Consider the following 20842-nt stretch of genomic DNA (forward strand, 5'->3'; position numbering starts at 1 on the left):
GCCGTGCGAAATTTTGAGTCAGCAAGGTAACTAACTAGATACATACTATGTATGCTGGTGTCGTCAGAACACGCCCGATAGGCGACAAGCACCTCGCCCGAGAACCCGGAGAAGCGAATGCCACACCACGGCAACTACACACCCGAAAAGGTCACCTTCCCCTCGCATGGCGAGGACATCGTCGGTGTCGTCCACCGCCCTCACGGCGACGGCCCCTTCCCTGCCGTTGTCCTGCTCGGCCCCTATTCGTTCGAGAAGGAACAAGCTCCGATCCACTACGCCACCCGGCTGGCCGACGAAGGCTTCCTGGCTCTGGCGTTCGACCCACGCACCGTGGGTGAGAGCGGCGGCACCCCACGGCGCCTCGAGAACCCGAAGATGAAGAACGAAGATGCCGTCGCCGCCATCGACTACCTACTGACGCGCGACGACGTCGACGCATCGCGCGTCTTCGGCGCAGGCATCTGCCAGGGCGGGCCCGAGATGTTGGACATCGCCTCGTACGACGACCGGATCAAGGCTGTCGCAGCGGTAACCGGCTACTACCGCGATCGCGAAACCGACCTGTTCATGATTGCCGCCGGTGTCAGCGAGAACCCGTTCGACCCGGCAACCGCGCCCACCACCGAACAGCTGGAAGCACTCCTGGAGGCCAGGCTTGAACGGGCCCGCGATGCCAAGGCACGCTATGAGGACACCGGCGAGGTCATCTACGCACCCTTGGTTTCCCCCGACCTCGGTGACCCGGTCGCCGGGTCCGACGCCGGGCTACCCGGACCGTTGGTGTGGAGCTGGTACGGATCCTGGACGCTCAAGGGCTGGGAAAACCGCTACGCCATCATGAGCGACCTGGACCATTTCGACTACACCACCGTGCCCGGCGCCGCCGCGCTGCACAAGCCCGCGCTGGTCGTCCACTCCGACACCTGCATGAACCCGGCAGCGGCACGACGGCACTTCGAATCGATTCCCACCGCCGACAAGAAGCTCATCTGGGAGAACGGCACCAACCACTTCCAGTACTACGACCAGCCCGACATCGTCGACCGCACCGTCGGCCATATCGCCGACTGGTTCAACAGCCACCTGGCCTGACGGGGGGCGCACCGGCAGGGATCAGCCGCTGCCCTGGCCGGTGCGCTGCCGAAATGATGTGGAGGGCTACCTCTACGCTCATGACATGCCGCCCGATGCCTCCGCGACCAAGAAGCGGCTGCTCGATGCCGCGTTCGCGGAGTTCGCCGAGCACGGGCTGGCCGGGGCGCGCGTCGACCGGATCGGAGCGGCCGCGGAGGCCAACAAGCGTCTGCTGTACGTCTACTACACCAACAAGGAAACGCTGTTCGACACCGTCGTCGCGCATTCCATACAGCGAATGTCGGACGCCGTTCCGTTCACTCCCGACGATCTACCGGGATACGCGGGCGCCCTGTTCGACCACCTGATCAAGCATCCCGAACACCTGAGACTCGCCACCTGGGCCCAGCTGGAACGGCCCCTCGCAGGCCCCGCCGAGACCGCCGCCTACGCCGCCAAAGTCGAAGCCATCGCCCAGACCGTGCCGGCGGCCGATGTGGAGCCGGCCGATATTTTGGCCCTCACCCTCGGGCTGACCACCGCCTGGCTGGGCGCATCTCCGGCCCTGCGCGGCCTCGCCGACTCCGAGCCCTTCTCTCCCGAACGGCTGTCCGCTCATCGCGCCGCGCTCATCGCAACCGTCGAGGCCCTGGTCGGCGTCGCCGCACGATGACCACCTCTGACGCCGCATTCCTCGGTTCCGTCGCCGATCATCTGGCGGCGCTTCCCTCGGTCGAAGCGGTGACTCTGGGCGGCTCCCGCGCACAGGGAACCCACCGCCCGGACAGCGACTGGGACCTGGCGATCTACTACCGTGGCACGTTCAATCCCGAGAACCTGCGCCAGATCGGGTGGGAGGGCGAGGTCTCCGAAACCGGCGCATGGGGCAGCGGAGTATTCAACGGCGGCGCCTGGCTACACATCGAAGGCCGCGGTGTCGATGTGCATTACCGCGACCTGGCGGACGTCAAGGAACAACTGGTGCGCGCGGAGCGCGGCGAGTTCCACATTGAGCCGCTGATGTTTCACCTCGCGGGAATCCCCAGCTACCTGGTGGTGGGCGAGCTCGCCATCAACAAGGTGCTACACGGCATCCTTCCGTGTCCGGATTATCCTGCGGCGCTTCGTGAATCAGCACCCGATGTGTGGTCGGCACGCGCCGCACTGAACCTGCACTACGCCCAGGAGAACCATGCACCGCTCGGCCGGGTGGCCCAGTGCGCCGGGCTGCTGGCGGTGGCAGCCTTGGAGTACGCCCATGCGGTGCTGGCCGCGCGCGGCGAATGGGTGACCAACGAGAAGAGCCTGCTCGACCGCGCCGGATTGTCCGGCGTGCACACGATTCTCGCCGGCCTGTCACCCGACCCGGAAACGTTGATCCGAGCCGTCCGCGAAGTTCGCGACCTTGGTGAAAGCAGCGATTAGCCGACGATCTTCGCGCGGAACGGACCGCCCACGCTGTTGAAGAGCAGATCCCCGTTGGGCATGCCTTCGATCAGCGCATAAGCACCGTTACCCAGGTTTGATTGACCGAATATGGTGCGGTGCACGGTTTCTCCCGTCTTCCAATCCAAGCCGGTGACTTCCCAGCCGTCGGCCTTGGTGTAGCCGTTGAGGAAGACAACGCCCGAGCTGGTGGAGACCGCCGGCACCATGGACGTCGACACCACGTCTCCCCTGGCCCACGCCGAGGCCCAATGATGCTCCTTCGGGTCCCATTCGAATCGTTGCACACCTTGTGGCGCCGGGGATACCGGGCCGTTGGCCAACACATCGACCAGCCGGTCCGGAGCTCCGCCGGCGCCGATGTTCTGCACCACGAAGGCCCCATAGCCGTTCACCACCACCGACTGCTCACTCTGGATGAACTCCGGCAGTGGATCCTTGAGTCCTGCGGTGACCTGGATCTGGTCGGCGATCCGGTTGGACTTGGCTCCCGGCTTCTGCTGGAACCCATCCGGGATCTTGTTGCGCCAGAAGGCAACCAACTTCATCCTGTCGGCACCATCGGTGATGACCACCAGCTCGTCGGAGTCTTTTCCGAAGCCCATCAGGGTCGGCGTGGACCCCGTGCCGATACCGAACTTGACCGCCGGGGGCTGCCGCCCGAAGTCGTAGGGGGACGACCACGCGCCATCTGCCTCGTCGGTCGACAGCTTCGATCCCGTCCAGACGATCTTGCGCATCAGCTTGTCCGAGGCCACGTAGACGCCATTCTTGTCGTCCACGGCAATCGAATTCGACACGGTCTCGTCGTCGCCCAACCGGACCTGTTGGATGGGCGGAGCATCGAGGTCACGGTCGAGAACCGCTAACGACCGGTTTGACTGCACCAGCAGATGTCCGTCATAGGTCATCGATACCCCGACGATGCTCTCCGGGATGCCGAGTGTCGTCATACCGGTGCCCAGATAGGGCTTGAAGTCGTAGGTCTTCTCGACCTTGATGCCCGCGGCCGGATTGTCCTTGTCCTCAAGTCCGAACTTGAGGATCTCAGCGTTCTGCGTCACGTAGTAGAGCTCATTGTCCTTGTCGACCGCGCCGTATACGCCGTTGGTGAGCCGCTTCCAGGTGGCCCCACCCCAATGATCCCGGATGGCGCCTTCGATCTGCTCGACGCTGTCGAACTTCTGATTGAGCACCAGATCGAGGTCCTGCGCCGAGATAAGTGGCACCCCTGGGGTCTCCAGCGCAGCCACCTGACGGAAACCACCGTTGGACACATCCACGTACCGAACCCCCGAGGACGAGCTCACCCACATGTACTGCGGTGACGTGGAGGCCATGGTGATGATGTTGACCGGGCCACCGGGCACGCGGGGCATCACAGACGGGTCGACGTGGAAGGTCCCCCGCGGGATGGGATCGGCGAAGCTGTCAGTCTGCGCGGAGTCGATGTGGGTGATGCCGTACTTGTCCGCCGAGAGATACGGGTTACGTGCCGGCCCGTCAGCGCGGGTGCTCTCGGGTACCGCACCCGGTCCCGAATCGTGTGCGGTCTCGGTGCCGCAGCCCGCCAGGACAAGTAGCGCCGAACAAGCGATGGCCGCCCGGCCCCGTGTCCAGCCCTGTTTCCGCTTCATCAGCCCGCTCCCATGCTGAGCCCAGTTAACACCAGAATTATTGTCGGAGAACATATTTAGTCGGCGACAGCGATGCGATGCTAACACTCAGGACCACGCGACGGACATGGAACCGTCACATCATTGATAGAGCGAAGCCTCGTCCACCAGGCCGAACAGTCTCTCGACGACATCCCGCGCGGCCTCGGTATCCAGCCCCACGATCCGCAGCTCGCCTTGATCGGCCCGCACCACGACCGTCGCCAGCCCCAGCGATCGCGACAGCGGGTCTTGTCGTAGTTCCACGGTCCGCACCAGCGCACACGGGATGACCCAGAAAGACCTGAGCCACAATGTCTTCGACGCGATATACAACAGGCTGTCGTCCAGGACGCCCCACCGGTATTCCCGGTAACGCTGCAGCGGCCGAAGCACCACCCACGCCACCGCACACGCGATGCACAACAACCCCAGCGCGCCCACCACGTGCTCCAACGGGGTGCTGGCATGGGCGGGCAACGCGGTCACCGCCCACACTGCCGCGACGACGACAACCAGGGGGATGCTCGCCAGTGCGTAGTGGATGGCCCAAAGCACCGGCGCCGATCTGCTGGCACCGAGCCCCGGCGGCGCGATCGGCACCACAGGCTCGGTCGACACCGTATCGATCACCGCTACTTCCCCACCGCCGGAGCGAACCGGATCATCCACACCTGCCGTGTCGCAATGGCCGCAAGCACGAACACCAGCACCGCGGTCGGCGACCAGACGATCGTACGGTCGAGGCCACCGAACGCATAGACGATCAAGCCCAACGAAACGAACGGCATGACCACCGACACCACGGCGGTCCACCGCCGAACGACGGCCAACTCGACGACGGCCGCGATCACCACGGCACAGAAGGCGATCCATGCGATCACGCCCACCAACTGCACGGCGGCGGGCTCGAACGGCACATAGTCGGCGTACCGGCGCGGCATGCCGTCGGTCAGCGGAGTGTAGGCGGTCCACCCGTAGTCCCAGCCCTGCGGGTTCAGCCCCCGGTTCACCAAGGCGGCAACCACGAACACCCACCAGGCAGTGTTGCCTGCGGTCCGGGCAGCACTGAACACCTGGATACGCGACATTCCTGGAGTATCCCCCATGGCTAACTCTGCCCTGACGAACTTGTCACACATCGTTGACGAAATACCCCAAAACGGCAACGATGTGTCCAAACGGGCCGATAAGCGGCCTAACAGTCTCAGGGGTAGCACGTGAAATACATCGTCACCGGCGGCACCGGATTCATCGGACGGCGGATTGTGACCCGAATCCTGGAGACCCAGCGGGGGGCCGAAATCGCCGTACTGGTGCGACGCGAGTCCCTGGCCCGCTTCGAGAAACTCGCCGAGCAGTGGGACGACCGCGTGCAGCCGCTGGTGGGTGACCTCACCCAGCCCGATCTGGGCCTGCCCACCGAGGGCGATCCGGTCACCGCCGATCACATCGTGCACTGTGCTGCGATCTACGACATCACCGTCGACGACGAGGCACAGCGCGCCGCCAACGTCGAGGGGACGCGTTCGGTCATCGGTCTGGCCAAACGCACCGGCGCCACCCTGCACCACATCTCCTCCATTGCGGTCGCCGGAAGCTACGAGGGCGAGTTCACCGAGGAGGACTTCGACGTCAACCAGGATCTGCCGACGCCGTACCACCAGACCAAGTTCGAGGCCGAGTTGTTGGTGCGCTCCGAACCCGGTCTGCGCTACCGGATTTACCGACCCGCCGTCGTCGTCGGCGATTCCAAGACCGGCGAGATGGACAAGATCGACGGCCCGTACTACTTCTTCGGGGTCTTCGCCAGGCTCGCCAAGCTCCCCCGGTTCACACCAATGATGTTGCCCAAGGCCGGGCGCTCCAACATCGTTCCGGTCGACTACGTCGTCGACGCGACCGTCGAGCTGATGCACCAGGACGGACGGGACGGACAGGCCTTCCACCTGACCAATCCCGAGGTGACCTACCTGCGTGATATCTACTCCGGCATCGCCGCCGCAGCCGGTCTGCCGCCCGTGCGCGGTTCACTGCCCCACGCGGTGGCCACTCCGTTCCTGCGGGCACGCGGCACGCTCAAGGTCTGGCGCAATATGGTGGTCACCCAGTTGGGCATCCCGCCCGAGGTCATCGACATCACCGAGATCATGCCCACCTTCGTCTCCGAGGCGACGCAAGAAGCGCTGCGTCCCAGTGGAATCACCGTTCCGCCGTTCGGTAGCTACGCGGGCAAGCTGTATCAGTACTGGCGCAGAAACCTGGACCCCCAGCGGTATCGCCGCGATGATCCCGCCGGACCGCTGGTCGGCCGGCACGTCATCATCACCGGCGCCTCCAGCGGCATCGGCCGCGCCGCGGCCATCGCGGTCGCCCAGCGCGGCGGCACCGTCTTCGCCGTGGCGCGCGATGTCGCGGCCCTTGACAGTCTGGTCGCAGAGATCCGGGAGGACGGCGGCAAGGCGCATTCGTTCCCCTGCGATCTGACCGATTACTCGGCCGTCGACGACACCGTGAAGAGCATCCTCGGACAGTTCGGGCATGTCGACTACCTGGTGAACAATGCCGGACGCTCCATCCGCCGCTCAGCGGTGAACACCGTCGATCGATTCCATGACTACGAACGCGTCATGGCGATCAACTACTTTGGCGCCGTCCGGTTGGTGTTGGCGCTTCTTCCCCATTGGCGGGAAAGGAAATTCGGCCACGTGGTCAACGTGTCGACGGCCGGTGTGCAGACCCGTAACCCCAAATATGCGTCGTACATCCCGACCAAGGCGGCGCTGGACGCCTTCTCCGATGTGGTCGCGACCGAGACGGTATCGGATCACATCACCTTCACCAACATCCATATGCCACTGGTGAAGACCCCGATGATTCAGCCTTCCCACAAGCTGAACGTGGTGCCCGGGCTGACCCCCGAACATGCCGCCGCCATGGTCATTCGCGGTCTTGTCGAGAAGCCGACCCGGATCGATCACCCCATGGGGACCTACGCCGACATCGGCAGATACATGACCCCGAAATTGACTCGGCGGATCATGCACCAGATGTACCTGGCGTACCCCGATTCTCGCGCCGCCCGAGGTCTGGAGCCCGTCGACGAACGCCGGGACGTCTCGACCTCTCGCCGTCGCCCCAAGGCGGCCAAGCGCGTTGCGGCCGTGTCGAAGCTGCGCGTTCCGCGCCCCGTCAAGAAGGCGGTGCGCCTGATCCCCGGAGTGCATTGGTGACCTCCCGGGCCGCCCGGATACCCGCCTCGATCGCCCCTTCGAGATAACCCGCGTGATCGCTTGCCGTTTCGGTGCCCGCCCAGTGGATGTCGCCGACCGGCACCGACTGTAGCGGCATGAACCATTCGGGAACACCGATATCCCGGGTAGGGCGGTGCTCTACGGCTTGTCGAATCCGCCTGCGGAGCTAACTGCCGGTAGGTTGACGTCCATGGTTCCCGTTTTTGCCGACGTCGATACCGGAGTGGACGACGCACTGGGATTGATCTATCTCCTCGCTAGCGAGGGTGTGGAGATCGTCGGCATCGCCTCTACTGCGGGCAATGTCGCGGTGGACCATGTCTGCGCGAACAACCTGGGCCTGCTGGAGTTATGCAAGGCACCACAGATCCCTGTCGCCAAGGGTGTCGCCGAGCCGTTGAGCGCGGCCCTACGCACCGCGGAAGACACCCACGGCCCCACCGGGCTAGGGTATGCCACACTGCCGGACACCGCGCGCACGCTCACCGAGTACGACGCGGCCGAGGCCTGGGTGAAGGCCGCACACGCACATCCCGGTGAGTTGGTGGGCCTGGCCACCGGCCCGCTCACCAATCTGGCACTGGCCCTACGTACCGAGCCCGAGTTGCCCAGACTCCTCAAACGACTCGTGATCATGGGCGGTTCCTTCGACTACCCGGGCAACACCACACCGGTGGCCGAATGGAATGTGGTGGTGGACCCGGGTGCCACGGCGGAGGTGTACGCCGCCTGGGGAGCCGCTGGCGTACAAGAGCTTCCGATCGTGTGCGGGCTCAATCTCACCGAGACGATCGCCATGACGCCGGAGCATCTGACCAAGCTGGCCGAGACCGCAGGCGCCACCACCACCCCGCTGTCGGTCTTGGACCTTCCGTCCAGCCGCTCGGCGGCGAGCAACTCGCTGCTGCGGTTCATCGAAGACGCGGCGCGTTTCTACTTCGAGTTCCACATGAAGCAGGACGAAGGCTTCTTGGCCCACATGCACGATCCCTTTGCCGCCGCGGTGGCACTGGATCCGTCACTCGTGCAAACCCGTTCCGCAACTGTCGATGTCGAGCTGACCGGCGATCTGACGCGCGCCATGACCATCGCGGACTGGAAGGGCCAGTGGGGCCAGAAGCCCAACGCGCAGATCGCGGTGGAGACCGACCCCGAAGTGTTCTTCGGGCGGTTCATCGAGCGGGTGGGTGCGTTCGCGCGAAAACTCGACGGAGCCAGCTGACTTCCGCCCGTCATTCATATACGCCCTCCACATACCAACGCTGCCTGCGGAAGTGCAGGAGCAGCGCCCGGCCCCCGCCTTTGTCTTCCAGCAGCACCTGCGCTCGCGCCGCCACCGAAACCTCCCGCTCCTCCCACCATCTCTCGTCGATCGGCCATGGCCCGGCCCACCAACTCAATTCCCAGCGGCCATCGCCGCGACGAACCCTGGCCGGTTCCCCCGAAAACATGCCCCGCCCGGTCACCGTCACCGGCGCTCCGTCGACATCCAACAACTCCACCGGTTCATCGGATAACACCACCGGCGCCGGATCGGGAAACCGCCCGGGCCACGGGGCATCGGGGTCTGCCCGCGGCTTCAGCTCATCCCCCAAGGGCACCAAGGTGATTCGCTCGGCCGGACCGCGCCCACCGCTGATCACACCCACCTGTACCGACTCCTCTCCCAACAGATCCTGAACTCGCGTCAGCGCGCGACGTGCCCGCTGCCGTTCTTCGGCTCCCACCGCTCCCCACAACGTCAGCTGCAACGCCTCGGCGGTCACCACCTCGACCGGTTCCAGCCTCAGCATCGCCACCGGCCCATCCAGAGACCGGCGGCGGGCAAGCCAACCGTCAAGCTGCCAACGCACCCGATCGGCGGTCGCCTCCTCGGTGAGCGGTTCGGCACACCGCCACACCCGCGACAGCTCCTGGCCATCCACCGTGACGGCGTGAATGGCCAACCGGGAACAGGCCACTCCCGCCGAGGACAGCCTCTCGTGCAGATTCACCGCCAGCGTCCGCCCCGCGAAAGCCGCCGCATCCACCCGATCGACCGGCGGATCACACGACAGCTCGACCCCCAGCTCGGCCGGGACCGCGTGCCCCGCGGGCGGCCGCTGCGGTTCCGCCCGCGCATGGCGGTGTGCCTGCACCGCGTCATCGTCGAACCGCGAGGCAACATCCGAGCGCTCCAGCTCTGCGAAAGCCCCTATGGTGCGAATACCCATGCGCCACAGCAGATCCACCAGGTCTTCACGCTGCGGATGACACAGGCTGGGTTCGGCGGCCATCTCCCTGATCGACAAGGAAGCCAGGAACCGCGCGTCTTCACCGGGTGGCACCAGCGCCGCATGCCGCGCGGCATACACCGCCGTGGATATCTGATCGGCGATGCCCACCTGACATTCGGCCCCGGCCACCGATACCGCATCGGCCAGCCGCTCCGCCGCGGTCTGCTCGCTGCCGAAATACCGGGCGGCACCGGTTACCGGCAATGCCATCAATCCGGGGCGCAGGATCTCGGCCCCCGGAACCAGATCGTCCACCGCGGCGATCATCGGCTCGAAGAACCGCGCGTCGCGATCGGCGTCGGCCACCGCGACATGCAGTTGCGGACAACGTGCTTGAGACTCGCGCCGCCGCATACCTCGGCGCACTCCCAGCGCCCGGGCGGCGGCGGTGCATGCCGTCACCCTGTTGGCCAGAGTCACCGCCACCGGCCGGGTCGCAGGAAGATCAGCCATCGCCGCGGCGGCCACCGCTGGCCAGTCGGGGCACCAGATAGCCAGCACCCGTGGCGCTTTGCGCCGTCCTTTTCCCGGCCTTTCAGGCGGACCTGATCGTGCCATGGCTGCCACGCACCTCCCGCCCCCCACGCCCACGCGCCCGCACCACCGTCCGCACCCCGCGAATCCGGCCCAGACCGCAGGCCGACATCCCGTCATAGCCCGTCACCCACGCCTGCAGCCGCACCGCGGCGCCTTCCCAGTCCCCGTCGACGGCCAGCAGTGTGCATCCGTTGCTGTGCGCCCGGGCCACTATCGCGCGCGCCGACGTCGAGACCACCCTTCGGCCGCCCAGGCCCAGCACCACCAGATCCATGCCGTCCATGAGCACCGAGGCCACCTCCACCCCGCTCAGTCCCGGGTGGGGAATCAACGCCAAGCGGCTCAGGTCCGCTCCCCGCTCCACCGCGGCCAACACGCTCACATCGGGCATGCCCACGATCGCGGCGTAGCCACCCGCCGCTGTCACCGAGGCCACCACGTCCAAGGGCAGCGATCGGGCCCCGCCGGCCACCGCGACCGTGCCACGTCGCAACACGTGACCTATCGAGCTGGCCAGCGCTTCGGATCCCGGCAGCAAAGATTGTGTATCCGGCAGAGCTTCCTGAAACCGCCCTGCCGCCGACCTGTCCCCGCCTACCTTCCCCGATATCGCCGCCATCTGCTGCCGGAGCTTTCGCAGCTGGTCAGCACGGTTGACCAGCTGTTCATCGGCGGCCGCCACTGCCGTCACAACCGCACCTCCAGACACGCCCAACTAGAACATATGTTCGATGCCTGGAGTAAACACCTCGCCACCGACAACCGTCAAGGTGGCAGGTGCGGACCGGGAGGAGCGACAGCCCCATCTGCCGACACGCCGCAGTGTGGTGGATTCGTGTCGCACATGGACGCCATGAGGCGGCGTGTCGACGGACCTAGAGCGTCAGTCGAGCTGGCGGGTGTGCGCCCACCGGGTCAGCGCGTTGCGATTGGACTGCTGGGTCTTACGCAGCACATTGGAGGCGTGCGTCTCCACCGTCTTGACCGAGATCACCAGATCCTCGGCGATCTCCCGGTAGGTGTACCCGCGGGCCAGGAGCCGCAGCACCTCGAGCTCACGCGGAGTCAACGAATCCAGCTCCGGATCCAGCGCAGGCTCCGGAGCATTCGACCGTCCGGTAAACGAATCGAGCACGAATCCGGCCAACCGCGGGCTGAACACCGCATCGCCACCGGACACCCGGCGCACCGCATCGGCGAGCTCGCTGCCCGAAATCGTCTTGGTGACATAGCCTCTGGCCCCAGCCCTGATCACCGCGATGACATCCTCGGCAGCATCGGACACACTGAGCGCAAGAAATACCGGCCCAGAGCCACCGACCCCGTTGATGACGGCAACCCCGCCGCCCGCGGGCATGTGCACGTCGAGTAACACCACATCCGGCGCACTGGCGCGGATTCCGGCCACCGCCTCGGCCACCGAACCCGCCTCGCCCACGATGTCGATATCCGACTCGCCCGCCAGCTCTGCCCGCACGCCGGACCGGAACACCCCGTGATCGTCGACCAGGAATACCCGCAGCATCACTCTTCTTTCTCGTCGACGTCGTTGGTCTTGTACGGCATGATGATTCGCACCTCAGTGCCCTTGCCGATCTCCGACTTGATCTGTACCTGCCCGCCCCGGCGCATCACCCTGGCCTTGATGGAGCGCACGATGCCCTGCCGATCTTGAGGCACCTCTTCGGGATCGAACCCCTTACCCCGATCCCTGACGAAGACACTGATCTGACCGGGCTCCACCTCGGCATACAGGTTGATGTCCGATTGCCCGGAGTGCTTGGCAGCGTTGACCAATGCCTCACGGGTGGCCCCGACCAACGCGCGCCCGGTCTCCGGCTCCAGTGCCAGGTCGACATCACCGACGATCACCGAACTGACCACCACGGTGTGCGTGTCCTCCACCTCTCCGGCCACGGCGCGCAGCTCCTGCGCCAGCGACGAATCCGAGGAAGCCCCCGAGGAGAACAGCCAACTGCGCAGTTCCCGCTCCTGGCTGCGCGCCAGGCGCAACACCTCACTGGGGTTGTCGGTGCGCTTCTGGATCAGCGCCAGCGTCTGCAGCACCGAATCATGCAGATGCGAGGCGATCTCGTCGCGCTCCTCGGTGCGAATGCGAGCGGCACGCTCGATACCGAGCGCACGCCACAACCGCAGCCACAGCGGCACAGTCAACAACACCGCGCCCACCAGGGTGGCTGCGATGGCCACCAGTGAGTCACGCAAGGAAGACAGGTCCACATTGCGCAGGACCACCACCGCGATCCCACCGAAGACCAATGCCGCACCGGCGATCACCCGGACCAAGGTGAGCATCGAAGGTCTGCCGGGCGCTCCAAGCACCGCCAAACTTGGCCCCTGCGCATCGAATTCGCGCCACACCACCGCGAGTCCCGTCAGCGCGAGCACGGTCGGGAAGACCAACGACGCCGTCGAACCACTGACGGTCGACATCAAGATGATCAGCGCGGCAAGGCTTAACAGCAGCAGCCCGGTTGCCCGTCTGCGGTCGGTAGGACTGACGGCTGCGATGTCATCGCCCGGCGGCATCAGCATCCACAGCAGCCCGTACGCCACGATGCCCATTCCGCTGGCCGCGCCGAGTACCGCGAAGGCCAATCGCACCCGGAAAACCGGCACGTCGAGATGGTCCGCGAGTCCTCCGGCGACACCGGCCACCACTCGCCCACCGGTACGCCGACGCAACGGCGGGGCGGCGGTCAGCCGATTTCCGCCGGCGAACGCATTCCGGAACCTGGGACTCATCTCTGCGATACTGCCATGGCAAAGTTCCCCGTGACATCGGGCTTATCCCTGAACCCCGTATTGCAAAGATCAGGGTGAATCCTGATGGCGGACATGCCTGCGGCTGGGCAACATGGCTGTCATGGACACCGATACGACCACCCGGCGGACGCCTTCGTCCACGCTGGGAGACATGTGGCGGACTCGCCCGTTGCGACTGCCCGGACACGGCAAGCTCGCCGGTGTTGCCGCGGGAATCGGCTACCGCTACAACGTGGACCCGCTGCTTGTCCGCGTAATTTTCGTGGTCACAACGCTTTTCGGCGGTGCGGGCGCCATCATGTACGTAGCGTGCTGGCTGTTGATGCCCACCGCCCGCTACAGCACGCCGTACCACGAGTCCAAGGTCAAGATGGTCTTCTGGATCATCGTCCTGCTGCTCATCGGCGGGCCGTTCATCGACCCCGACCGCGACCCGTGGGGATTCGTCAGCGCCGCGGTGCTGCTCGGAGGCTGGTATCTGCTCTATCAACGCCAGACCGAACCGCCGTCGGCCCCGGCAGCTTCTGCCGATCAACCACCCCTGACCACGGATGACCAGTCCGACATCGCGACGGCACCTGTCGGCCCGACCAAGCCGGAGACCGACCCACTGTCGGTACCCCTGCCCCCACCCCCTCCGACCTGGAATCCGCCGGGGATGTCGCCCTTCACCTGGGATCTGCCCGAATCGACTCCGCTGCCGGCACCGCCGGCCAAGCCCAAGTCCCGCGTGACCCCGGTGACCATTGGCGCCGCGCTCATCGTCAGTGCGCTGCTCGTGGCCATCGGACTGCTCGGCGGCAGCTGGGTGACACCGGTGGTGGTCAGCGCGACGGCGCTGGTCATTCTGGGGGCGGGCATGCTGGTGGGCGCATGGCTCCGCCGCGGTTACGCGCTACTCTTGCTCGCCATTCCCCTGGCCGGATTCGTCATCGTGGCGTCCTCGATAGGACCGTTGGAGGTTTCTCTCAATGTCGGCGATCAAAGCTACCGCCCCACAGAAGCTTCCGATCTCGACGACTACTACGAGATCGGTATCGGCACCATCACCCTGGATCTGACGCAGGTCACACTCGCCGGCGACAAGACCGTGAACATCGACGCCGGGATGGGCGATATCCAGGTGCTGGTTCCAACAACCATGAACGTGCGCACCAAATGTGAGGTGAGCGTCGGCAGCTTCGACTGTTTGCCCTCACCCATCGGCGCCGGGCCGGTGCTGACCATCAACGCCACTGCCAACGTAGGAAGTATTGAGGTGCAACGTGTCTGAGAATATCAATGACCCCGCGACCGAAGTCGCCGAGACAACTGCCGAAGCGGAGAATCAGACGGAAGCCCCACTGCCCACCACTGGCGATGAGAAGAGCAGGCCATCGATCATTCTTGGCCTGTCCGGACTCATCGCAGTGCTCGTCGGAGGCTGGGCACTCACCGGCGAAGACTTCGTCGCGCTGATACACAGCGACCTGCTCGGCTGGGTTGCGATCACCATCGCGATCGCCATCGGTGTTGCGCTAGTGGCGGTTCCGACCCGGCGCAACCGCAGCTAGCGGATCACTCCCATTCGATGGTGCCGGGTGGCTTGCTGGTGATGTCCAGCACCACCCGGTTCACCTCGGGGACCTCGTTGGTGATCCGAGTCGAGATTCGCTCCAGCACTTCGTAGGGCAAGCGAGTCCAATCCGCAGTCATCGCGTCCTCACTGGACACCGGCCGCAGCACGATGGGATGCCCGTACGTGCGTCCGTCACCCTGCACCCCGACCGAACGCACGTCGGCCAACAGCACCACCGGGCACTGCCAGATGTTGCGATCCTGGCCGGCGGCGGTAAGTTCCTCGCGCGCAATGGCATCGGCACGGCGCAGGGTGTCCAACCGGTCGGGAGTGACCTCGCCAACGATCCTGATGGCCAGACCCGGCCCCGGGAAAGGCTGGCGGCCAACGATTTCCTCGGGCAGGCCCAATTCCCGACCCACCGCGCGGACCTCGTCCTTGAAGAGCAGCCGCAACGGTTCCACGAGGGTGAAGGTCAGATCCTCGGGAAGCCCACCCACGTTGTGGTGACTCTTGATGTTGGCAGTACCGCTGCCACCACCCGACTCGACGACATCCGGATACAGCGTGCCCTGCACCAGGAACTCGATTCCCGCAGTGTCGTCGCGCCGCGAATCACCGACGACATCGGAGACGGCTCCCTCGAACGACCGGATGAACTCGCGGCCAATGATTTTGCGCTTGGTCTCCGGGTCCGTCACCCCGGCCAGCTCGCCCAGGAAGGTCTCCGAGGCGTCGACGGTCACCAGCTTGGCGCCGGTCGCCGCGACGAAATCGTGCTCCACCTGCGCCCGCTCGCCGCTGCGCAGCAGACCGTGATCGACGAAGACACAGGTGAGCCTGTCCCCGATCGCGCGTTGCACCAGCGCGGCCGCCACCGCGGAATCCACGCCACCCGACAGTGCGCACAGCGCGCGTCCGTCGCCGATTTGCTTGCGGACCTGCTCGATCAGCGTCTCGGCGATATTGGCCGCCGTCCAGGCGGATTCGATGCCCGCGAACTCGTGCAGAAAACGGCTGAGTATCTGCTGACCATGCGGCGAATGCAGCACCTCGGGGTGATACTGAACCCCGGCCAGGCGCCGCGCGCGGTTCTCGAACGCCGCCACGGGAGCGCCCTCGCTGCTGGCGACAACGGTAAAGCCCTGCGGCGCTTCGGTAACCGCATCGCCGTGGCTCATCCACACCGGCTGAACGCTGGGCAGACCCTCGTGCAGATCCCCACCCGCAACCTTCAGCTCGGTGCGACCGTACTCGCTGGTACCGGTATGCGCGACGGTTCCGCCCAGCACCTGCGCCATGGCCTGGAAGCCGTAGCAGATGCCGAAGACCGGAACATCCAGATCGAAAACGGCGGGGTCGAGCTGGGGGGCGCCCTCTTCGTAGACACTCGACGGACCACCGGACAGCACGATGGCCCGGGGGTTGCGCTCCTTGATCTCGTCGATGCTCGCCGAGTGCGGGATCACCTCCGAGAACACCCGCGCCTCTCGCACCCGACGCGCGATCAGCTGCGCGTACTGTGCCCCGAAATCGATGACCAGTACCGGTCGGTCGCCATGCTGCTCCGTTTGCGCCACCGGCCTAGTTTAGTGGCGATGGGGGCGCGCCCCCACACGTGGGAGGTACCCCCCACTCGCGTGCGGGAACTAGCTGACCGACCGCACCGGTTCGATCGGCAGACTCCGCAATGCGCCGGGTGCACCTGCCGGCACCACCGGGTGCGCCGGCGGCACCGGCGCCATCCGCTGATACGGCAGCCCCTGTTCCGGGCGCAGATCCGTCTCGCCCTTGTTGGGCCACAACGACGCCGCCCGCTCAGCCTGTGCGGTGATGCTCAGTGACGGGTTGACACCCAGATTCGCCGAGATGGCCGCACCATCCACGACGTACATGGTCGGGTAGCCGTACACCCGGTGATAGGGATCGATGACACCGTCCTCCGGGCTCGTCCCGATGACGGCTCCACCCAGGAAATGCGCGGTGAGCGGAATGTTGAACAGCTCACCCCAGGTGCCACCGGCCACCCCGTCGATCTTGGCGGCAAGTCGCCGGGTGGCCTCATTACCCGCCGGGATCCACGTGGGGTTGGGCTCGCCATGGCCCTGCTTGCTGTCCAGACGCCGCCAGAACAGCGTCTTCTTGGTGAAGGTGGTGATCGAGTTGTCCAGGTGCTGCATGACCAGTGCGATGACGGTCCGCTCGCTCCACTGCGTCACGTTCAGCATGCGCAGGGTGCCCCGCGGATCTGCACGCGCGGCCTCGACGAGCTGGCGCCACCGAGACTTCTCGCCGTCGCCGTCGGTCATCAGGGTTTGCAGCAGACCCATCGCGTTGGAGCCCTTGCCGTACCGCACCGGCTCGATATGCGTATCGCTGGTCGGGTGGAACGAAGACGTGATGGCCACACCATGGGTGAGGTCCAGATCGTCCTTGTATTCCAATCGGCCCGCACCGACGATGGATTCTGAATTGGTGCGGGTCAATACGCCCAGGCGCTGTGACAGCTTGGGCAGCAGACCCTTGTCCTTCATCTTGAATAACAGGTTCTGGGTGCCCCACGTGCCGGCTGCCAGCACCACGTGCTTGGCCGTGTAGGTCTTCCGACGCTTACGCACCCAGCGGCCGGTGGTCTTGGTCGACACCCGCCATATCCCGTCGGCGCCCTCTTCGATCGCGGTAACGGTGGTGAGCGGAATGACCTGGGCTCCACGGGATTCCGCCAGCCCCAGGTAGTTCTTGACGAGAGTGTTCTTGGCGCCGACCCGGCAACCGGTCATGCAGGAACCGCACTCGGTGCAGCCCACCCGGTCGGGGCCGGCACCGCCGAAGTAGGGGTCGGCCACCTTGACTCCGGGGGCCTTGGTGCCGTCGGGCCCGAAGTACACGCCCACGGGCGTCGCGACGAAGGTGTCGCCGGCACCCATATCGTCGGCCACCTCCTTGATGAGCCGGTCCGCGTCGGTGAAGGTGGGGTTCTTCACCACACCGAGCATCCGTTGCGCCTGCTCGTAGTGGGGCGCGAGCTCGGAACGCCAGTCGGTGATGCCCTTCCACTGGGGGTCGTTGAAGAAGGGGTCCGGCGGCACGTACAGGGTGTTGGCGTAGTTCAGCGAACCACCGCCAACCCCGGCACCCGCCAAGATCATGCAGTTGCTCAGCAGATGGATCCGCTGAATCCCGAAGCACTTGAACATGGGCGCCCACAGGAATTTGCGCAGATTCCACGATGTTTCGGCGAATTCCTCGTCCGAGAACCGGCGGCCGGCCTCTAGGACGCCCACGCGGTAACCCTTTTCGGTCAACCGCATGGCGGTGACGCTTCCGCCGAATCCGGATCCGACGATGAGGACGTCGAAGTCGGTATCTGCTTCGTGCTTCACAGGGACTGCTACCGGTGATGACATCGTTGGCCTACCTCCGCATGGTCACGTTACCGACCAGTATGGAATACAACGAGGGGGGTAATGTAAATTAGGTCACCCTAAGTAGACACACGTCTAAGAGTTGACGGTCAGCCCGACCTTCTGGAATTCCTTGAGATCGCAATACCCGGACTTGGCCATCGAACGACGGAGCCCACCAACAAGATTCAACGTGCCGAACGGGTCGTCGGACGGCCCGGCGAGCACCTCGCTCAACGGCGGCCGCTCCCCCACCGCGACCTGCAACAGCGCACCACGGGGTAGCGAGGGATGCGCGGCGGCATTCGGCCAGAACCATCCGTCACCGGCGGCCTCCTGCGCCGCCGCCAGCGGTGTACCCAGCACGACGGCGTCGGCACCGCAGGCGATGGCCTTCGCCAGATCTCCCGAGGTGTGGATGTCGCCGTCGGCCAGCACGTGCACATACCGGCCGCCGGTCTCGTCGAGATACTCGCGACGGGCGGCGGCGGCATCGGCGATGGCCGTAGCCATGGCGACGCTCACGCCCAGCACCTCACCGCTGGTCGTCGCACCCGCCGTCTGCCCGTATCCGACGATGACACCCGCGGCCCCGGTGCGCATCAGATGCAACGCGGTGCGGTGATCGATCACGCCACCGGCGACAACCGGGATATCCAGCTCGGAGATAAAGGTTTTCAGGTTGAGTGGCTCCCCGTCGCGGGCCACTCGCTCGGCCGAGACGATGGTGCCGTGGATGACCAGCAGGTCGATACCGGCGGCGATCAGATGCGGGGTGAGCAGTTGCGCGTTCTGGGGACTCACACGGACCGCGGTGGTGACACCGGCCCCACGAACCTCGGCGATGGCCGCCGCCAACAGCTCGGGATCGATTGGCGCTGAATGCAATTGCTGCAGCAAACGAATCGCGGAGGAAGGCTCCGGTTCCTTCTGGGCCACCTCCACCACCTCGGCGATGCGGGCCTCGACATCAGCGTGCCGGCCCCACAACCCCTCGCCGTTGATGACGCCGAGCCCACCGGCCCGCCCCAGTTCGATGGCGAATCGCGGCGAAACCAGCGCATCGGTCGGATGCGCCACCACCGGGATCTCGAAGCGGTAGGCATCGAGCTGCCATGCGGTCGACACATCCTGCGAGGAACGCGTACGACGGGACGGAACGATGTTCACATCATCGAGCTCATAGGTGCGGCGGGCGGTTCTGCCCATGCCGATTTCGACGAGGTCACGCATGTTGACTTCCTTTGCCGTGCAGACTGTTAACGCACGTAGTAGTTCGGCGCTTCGGCCGTCATGGTGATGTCGTGCGGATGGCTTTCCTTGAGCCCCGCCGCCGTGATCTGTACGAACTGAGCGCGCTGCAGCTCCTCGATGCTCGACGCCCCGGTGTACCCCATGGCGGCACGCAGGCCGCCCGTCAGCTGATGCATGACCGTCGACAAGGGACCACGGAAAGGAACCCGGCCCTCGATGCCCTCGGGCACCAGCTTGTCCTCCGACAACACATCGTCCTGGAAGTAGCGGTCCTTCGAGTAGGACTTGGCCGCGCCGCGTCCCTGCATGGCCCCCATGGACCCCATACCCCGGTAGCTCTTGAACTGCTTGCCGTTGACGAAGATCAGCTCACCCGGCGACTCGGCGGTACCGGCCAGCAGCGAGCCCAGCATCGCCGTCGACGCACCGGCTGCCAGCGCCTTGGCGATATCGCCCGAGTACTGCATGCCGCCGTCGGCGATGACAGGCACACCCGCCAGATGGCAGACCGCCGATGCCTCCAGAATCGCGGTGATCTGCGGCGCTCCCACACCGGCCACCACACGGGTGGTGCAGATGGACCCTGGGCCCACACCGACCTTCACCGCGTCGGCACCGGCCTCGATGAGCGCGGCAGCACCCGACCGGGTCGCCACGTTGCCGCCGACCACGTCGACGCGCTCGCCCACCTCGGCCTTGAGCTTGCCGACCATGTCCAGCACCTTGCGGTTGTGCGCGTGCGCCGTGTCCACGATCAGCACATCGACACCCGCGTCTACGAGCGCCATGGCCCGCGTCCAGGAGTCATCGCCCACACCCACCGCCGCGCCGACCAAAAGGCGTCCGTCGCTGTCCTTGGTGGCATTGGGATGCTGCTCGGTCTTGGCGAAGTCCTTCACCGTGATCAATCCGGTGAGCCGTCCCTCACCGTCGACGATGGGCAGCTTCTCGATCTTGTTGCGCCGCAACAGTCCCAACGCGGCATCGGCGGTGACGCCCTGGCGCGCGGTGATCAGCGGCGCCTTGGTCATCACCTCGGCAACCGGCTTGGAAAGGTCGGCCTCGAACCGCATGTCCCGGTTGGTGATGATGCCCACGAGCGCGCCGCCCTTGTCCACGACGGGCAGACCCGAGATGCGGAACCGCGCACACAACGCGTCCACCTCGGCCAGGGTGTTCTCGGGCGAGCAGGTCACCGGGTTGGTCACCATCCCGGCTTCGGATCGCTTGACGGTCTCGACCTGACCGGCCTGGTCTTCCAGCGAGAGGTTGCGGTGCAGCACACCCATGCCACCGGCACGCGCCATCGCGATGGCCATCCGCGCCTCGGTCACCGTGTCCATCGCCGAACTGACCAGCGGGACGTTCAGTCTGATCCGCTTGGTGAGCTGAGACGAGGTGTCCGCGCCCGCGGGCAGCACATCCGATGCCGCAGGCAGCAACAACACGTCGTCGAACGTCAACCCGAGCATGGCGACCTTGTGCGGGTCGTCGCCGCCGGTGTGGACGGACCCTGCCGCAATGGTCATTCAAGCCTCCATGCCAGATAGCCGTCGTATACATCCCAGGGGTGGAATGGAAAGGAGTAGATCCA

General features: G+C 65.6%; 19 protein-coding genes. 7 read left to right on the top strand and 12 right to left on the bottom strand.

Annotation, left to right across the window (positions count from 1 at the left end):
* Nucleotides 1–117 precede the first annotated feature (117 nt).
* Genes MYCSP_RS17340 through MYCSP_RS17350 form a run of 3 tightly spaced genes read left to right on the top strand, consistent with a single transcriptional unit; the run spans nucleotide 118 to nucleotide 2502 of the window.
* Entirely contained in the window at nucleotides 118–1095 is a 978-nt protein-coding gene (locus tag MYCSP_RS17340) for an alpha/beta hydrolase (RefSeq protein ID WP_070910036.1), read from the top strand.
* 58 nt (nucleotides 1096–1153) lie between these two features.
* Complete coding sequence (locus tag MYCSP_RS17345; RefSeq protein WP_162266255.1) at nucleotides 1154–1750, top strand: TetR family transcriptional regulator; 597 nt, start codon at nucleotides 1154–1156, stop codon at nucleotides 1748–1750.
* Nucleotides 1747–2502, top strand: a complete 756-nt coding sequence (locus tag MYCSP_RS17350) for a nucleotidyltransferase domain-containing protein (protein ID WP_083016378.1) — start codon at nucleotides 1747–1749, stop codon at nucleotides 2500–2502. Before MYCSP_RS17345 ends, MYCSP_RS17350 begins: the two co-directional genes overlap by 4 nt.
* Here MYCSP_RS17350 and MYCSP_RS17355 read toward each other — a convergent pair.
* The 3 genes from MYCSP_RS17355 to MYCSP_RS17365 form a co-directional block, all read right to left on the bottom strand.
* Nucleotides 2499–4160 (bottom strand): hypothetical protein, encoded by a 1662-nt coding sequence (locus MYCSP_RS17355; protein ID WP_083016381.1) that lies wholly within the window; start codon nucleotides 4158–4160, stop codon nucleotides 2499–2501. The genes MYCSP_RS17350 and MYCSP_RS17355 overlap by 4 nt on opposite strands.
* A 120-nt stretch (nucleotides 4161–4280) precedes the next feature.
* Nucleotides 4281–4784, bottom strand: a complete 504-nt coding sequence (locus MYCSP_RS17360; RefSeq protein ID WP_088415654.1) for a PH domain-containing protein — start codon at nucleotides 4782–4784, stop codon at nucleotides 4281–4283.
* Nucleotides 4785–4813: 29 nt separating this feature from the next.
* Nucleotides 4814–5269: a hypothetical protein gene (locus MYCSP_RS17365; protein ID WP_088414501.1), complete on the bottom strand. Its 456-nt coding sequence runs from the start codon at nucleotides 5267–5269 to the stop codon at nucleotides 4814–4816.
* A 129-nt stretch (nucleotides 5270–5398) separates the two neighbouring features.
* Here MYCSP_RS17365 and MYCSP_RS17370 point away from each other — a divergent pair, with 129 nt between their 5' ends.
* Nucleotides 5399–7411: an SDR family oxidoreductase gene (locus MYCSP_RS17370; RefSeq protein WP_083016386.1), complete on the top strand. Its 2013-nt coding sequence runs from the start codon at nucleotides 5399–5401 to the stop codon at nucleotides 7409–7411.
* Here the strand turns inward: MYCSP_RS17370 and MYCSP_RS23175 are convergent.
* Complete coding sequence (locus MYCSP_RS23175; protein WP_109559164.1) at nucleotides 7371–7529, bottom strand: FAD-dependent oxidoreductase; 159 nt, start codon at nucleotides 7527–7529, stop codon at nucleotides 7371–7373. The genes MYCSP_RS17370 and MYCSP_RS23175 overlap by 41 nt on opposite strands.
* 93 nt (nucleotides 7530–7622) lie before the next feature.
* Between MYCSP_RS23175 and MYCSP_RS17375 the strand changes: the two genes are divergently transcribed.
* Nucleotides 7623–8654, top strand: coding sequence for a nucleoside hydrolase (locus MYCSP_RS17375; protein WP_083016390.1), 1032 nt, complete (start codon nucleotides 7623–7625; stop codon nucleotides 8652–8654).
* Between the two features lie 10 nt (nucleotides 8655–8664).
* Here MYCSP_RS17375 and MYCSP_RS17380 read toward each other — a convergent pair whose 3' ends face one another.
* The 4 genes from MYCSP_RS17380 to MYCSP_RS17395 form a co-directional block, all read right to left on the bottom strand.
* Complete coding sequence (locus MYCSP_RS17380; protein WP_209435416.1) at nucleotides 8665–10266, bottom strand: DNA polymerase Y family protein; 1602 nt, start codon at nucleotides 10264–10266, stop codon at nucleotides 8665–8667.
* A complete protein-coding gene (locus MYCSP_RS17385) occupies nucleotides 10244–10936 on the bottom strand; it encodes a hypothetical protein (RefSeq protein WP_088415656.1) in 693 nt (230 codons plus the stop codon). Before MYCSP_RS17385 ends, MYCSP_RS17380 begins: the two co-directional genes overlap by 23 nt.
* A 192-nt stretch (nucleotides 10937–11128) precedes the next feature.
* On the bottom strand, nucleotides 11129–11770 hold the full coding sequence (locus MYCSP_RS17390; RefSeq protein ID WP_083016393.1) for a response regulator: 642 nt from the start codon (nucleotides 11768–11770) through the stop codon (nucleotides 11129–11131).
* Complete coding sequence (locus MYCSP_RS17395) at nucleotides 11770–13011, bottom strand: ATP-binding protein (protein WP_268873094.1); 1242 nt, start codon at nucleotides 13009–13011, stop codon at nucleotides 11770–11772. The genes MYCSP_RS17390 and MYCSP_RS17395 overlap by 1 nt, the downstream gene beginning before the upstream one ends.
* Nucleotides 13012–13132: 121 nt before the next feature.
* Between MYCSP_RS17395 and MYCSP_RS17400 the strand changes: the two genes are divergently transcribed.
* Entirely contained in the window at nucleotides 13133–14305 is a 1173-nt protein-coding gene (locus MYCSP_RS17400; RefSeq protein ID WP_083016496.1) for a PspC domain-containing protein, read from the top strand.
* Entirely contained in the window at nucleotides 14298–14585 is a 288-nt protein-coding gene (locus MYCSP_RS17405) for an LPXTG cell wall anchor domain-containing protein (protein ID WP_070909463.1), read from the top strand. The genes MYCSP_RS17400 and MYCSP_RS17405 overlap by 8 nt, the downstream gene beginning before the upstream one ends.
* A 4-nt stretch (nucleotides 14586–14589) precedes the next feature.
* On the opposite strand, the gene guaA is transcribed toward MYCSP_RS17405, so the two are convergent.
* The 4 genes from guaA to guaB all read right to left on the bottom strand — a co-directional run bounded on the left by guaA (nucleotide 14590) and on the right by guaB (nucleotide 20777).
* Entirely contained in the window at nucleotides 14590–16170 is a 1581-nt protein-coding gene (guaA, locus tag MYCSP_RS17410; RefSeq protein ID WP_088414505.1) for a glutamine-hydrolyzing GMP synthase, read from the bottom strand.
* A 69-nt stretch (nucleotides 16171–16239) separates the two neighbouring features.
* The gene (locus tag MYCSP_RS17415) at nucleotides 16240–17997 is read right to left on the bottom strand and encodes an FAD-dependent oxidoreductase (protein ID WP_083016401.1); all 1758 of its coding nucleotides are present in this window, start codon (nucleotides 17995–17997) and stop codon (nucleotides 16240–16242) included.
* Nucleotides 17998–18090: 93 nt separating this feature from the next.
* Nucleotides 18091–19227, bottom strand: coding sequence for a GuaB3 family IMP dehydrogenase-related protein (locus MYCSP_RS17420; RefSeq protein WP_070909460.1), 1137 nt, complete (start codon nucleotides 19225–19227; stop codon nucleotides 18091–18093).
* 26 nt (nucleotides 19228–19253) lie between these two features.
* Nucleotides 19254–20777 carry an IMP dehydrogenase gene (gene guaB / locus MYCSP_RS17425; RefSeq protein WP_083016404.1) on the bottom strand — a complete coding sequence of 508 codons (1524 nt, stop codon included), beginning with the start codon at nucleotides 20775–20777 and terminating at the stop codon, nucleotides 19254–19256.
* Nucleotides 20778–20842 lie beyond the last annotated feature (65 nt).

Source organism: Mycobacteroides saopaulense, from assembly GCF_001456355.1.
In the GTDB taxonomy this organism is placed as follows: Bacteria; Actinomycetota; Actinomycetes; order Mycobacteriales; family Mycobacteriaceae; genus Mycobacterium; species Mycobacterium saopaulense.

Coding starts and splice junctions, on each gene's coding strand:
- MYCSP_RS17340 (WP_070910036.1), top strand. CDS start 118: ATGCCACACCACGGCAACTACACACCCGAAAAGGTCACCTTCCCCTCG.
- MYCSP_RS17350 (WP_083016378.1), top strand. CDS start 1,747: ATGACCACCTCTGACGCCGCATTCCTCGGTTCCGTCGCCGATCATCTG.
- MYCSP_RS17355 (WP_083016381.1), bottom strand. CDS start 4,160: ATGAAGCGGAAACAGGGCTGGACACGGGGCCGGGCGGCCATCGCTTGT.
- MYCSP_RS17365 (WP_088414501.1), bottom strand. CDS start 5,269: ATGTCGCGTATCCAGGTGTTCAGTGCTGCCCGGACCGCAGGCAACACT.
- MYCSP_RS23175 (WP_109559164.1), bottom strand. CDS start 7,529: ATGCCGCTACAGTCGGTGCCGGTCGGCGACATCCACTGGGCGGGCACC.
- MYCSP_RS17375 (WP_083016390.1), top strand. CDS start 7,623: ATGGTTCCCGTTTTTGCCGACGTCGATACCGGAGTGGACGACGCACTG.
- MYCSP_RS17380 (WP_209435416.1), bottom strand. CDS start 10,266: ATGGCACGATCAGGTCCGCCTGAAAGGCCGGGAAAAGGACGGCGCAAA.
- MYCSP_RS17390 (WP_083016393.1), bottom strand. CDS start 11,770: ATGCTGCGGGTATTCCTGGTCGACGATCACGGGGTGTTCCGGTCCGGC.
- MYCSP_RS17395 (WP_268873094.1), bottom strand. CDS start 13,011: ATGAGTCCCAGGTTCCGGAATGCGTTCGCCGGCGGAAATCGGCTGACC.
- MYCSP_RS17400 (WP_083016496.1), top strand. CDS start 13,133: ATGGACACCGATACGACCACCCGGCGGACGCCTTCGTCCACGCTGGGA.
- MYCSP_RS17415 (WP_083016401.1), bottom strand. CDS start 17,997: ATGTCATCACCGGTAGCAGTCCCTGTGAAGCACGAAGCAGATACCGAC.
- MYCSP_RS17420 (WP_070909460.1), bottom strand. CDS start 19,227: ATGCGTGACCTCGTCGAAATCGGCATGGGCAGAACCGCCCGCCGCACC.
- guaB (WP_083016404.1), bottom strand. CDS start 20,777: ATGACCATTGCGGCAGGGTCCGTCCACACCGGCGGCGACGACCCGCAC.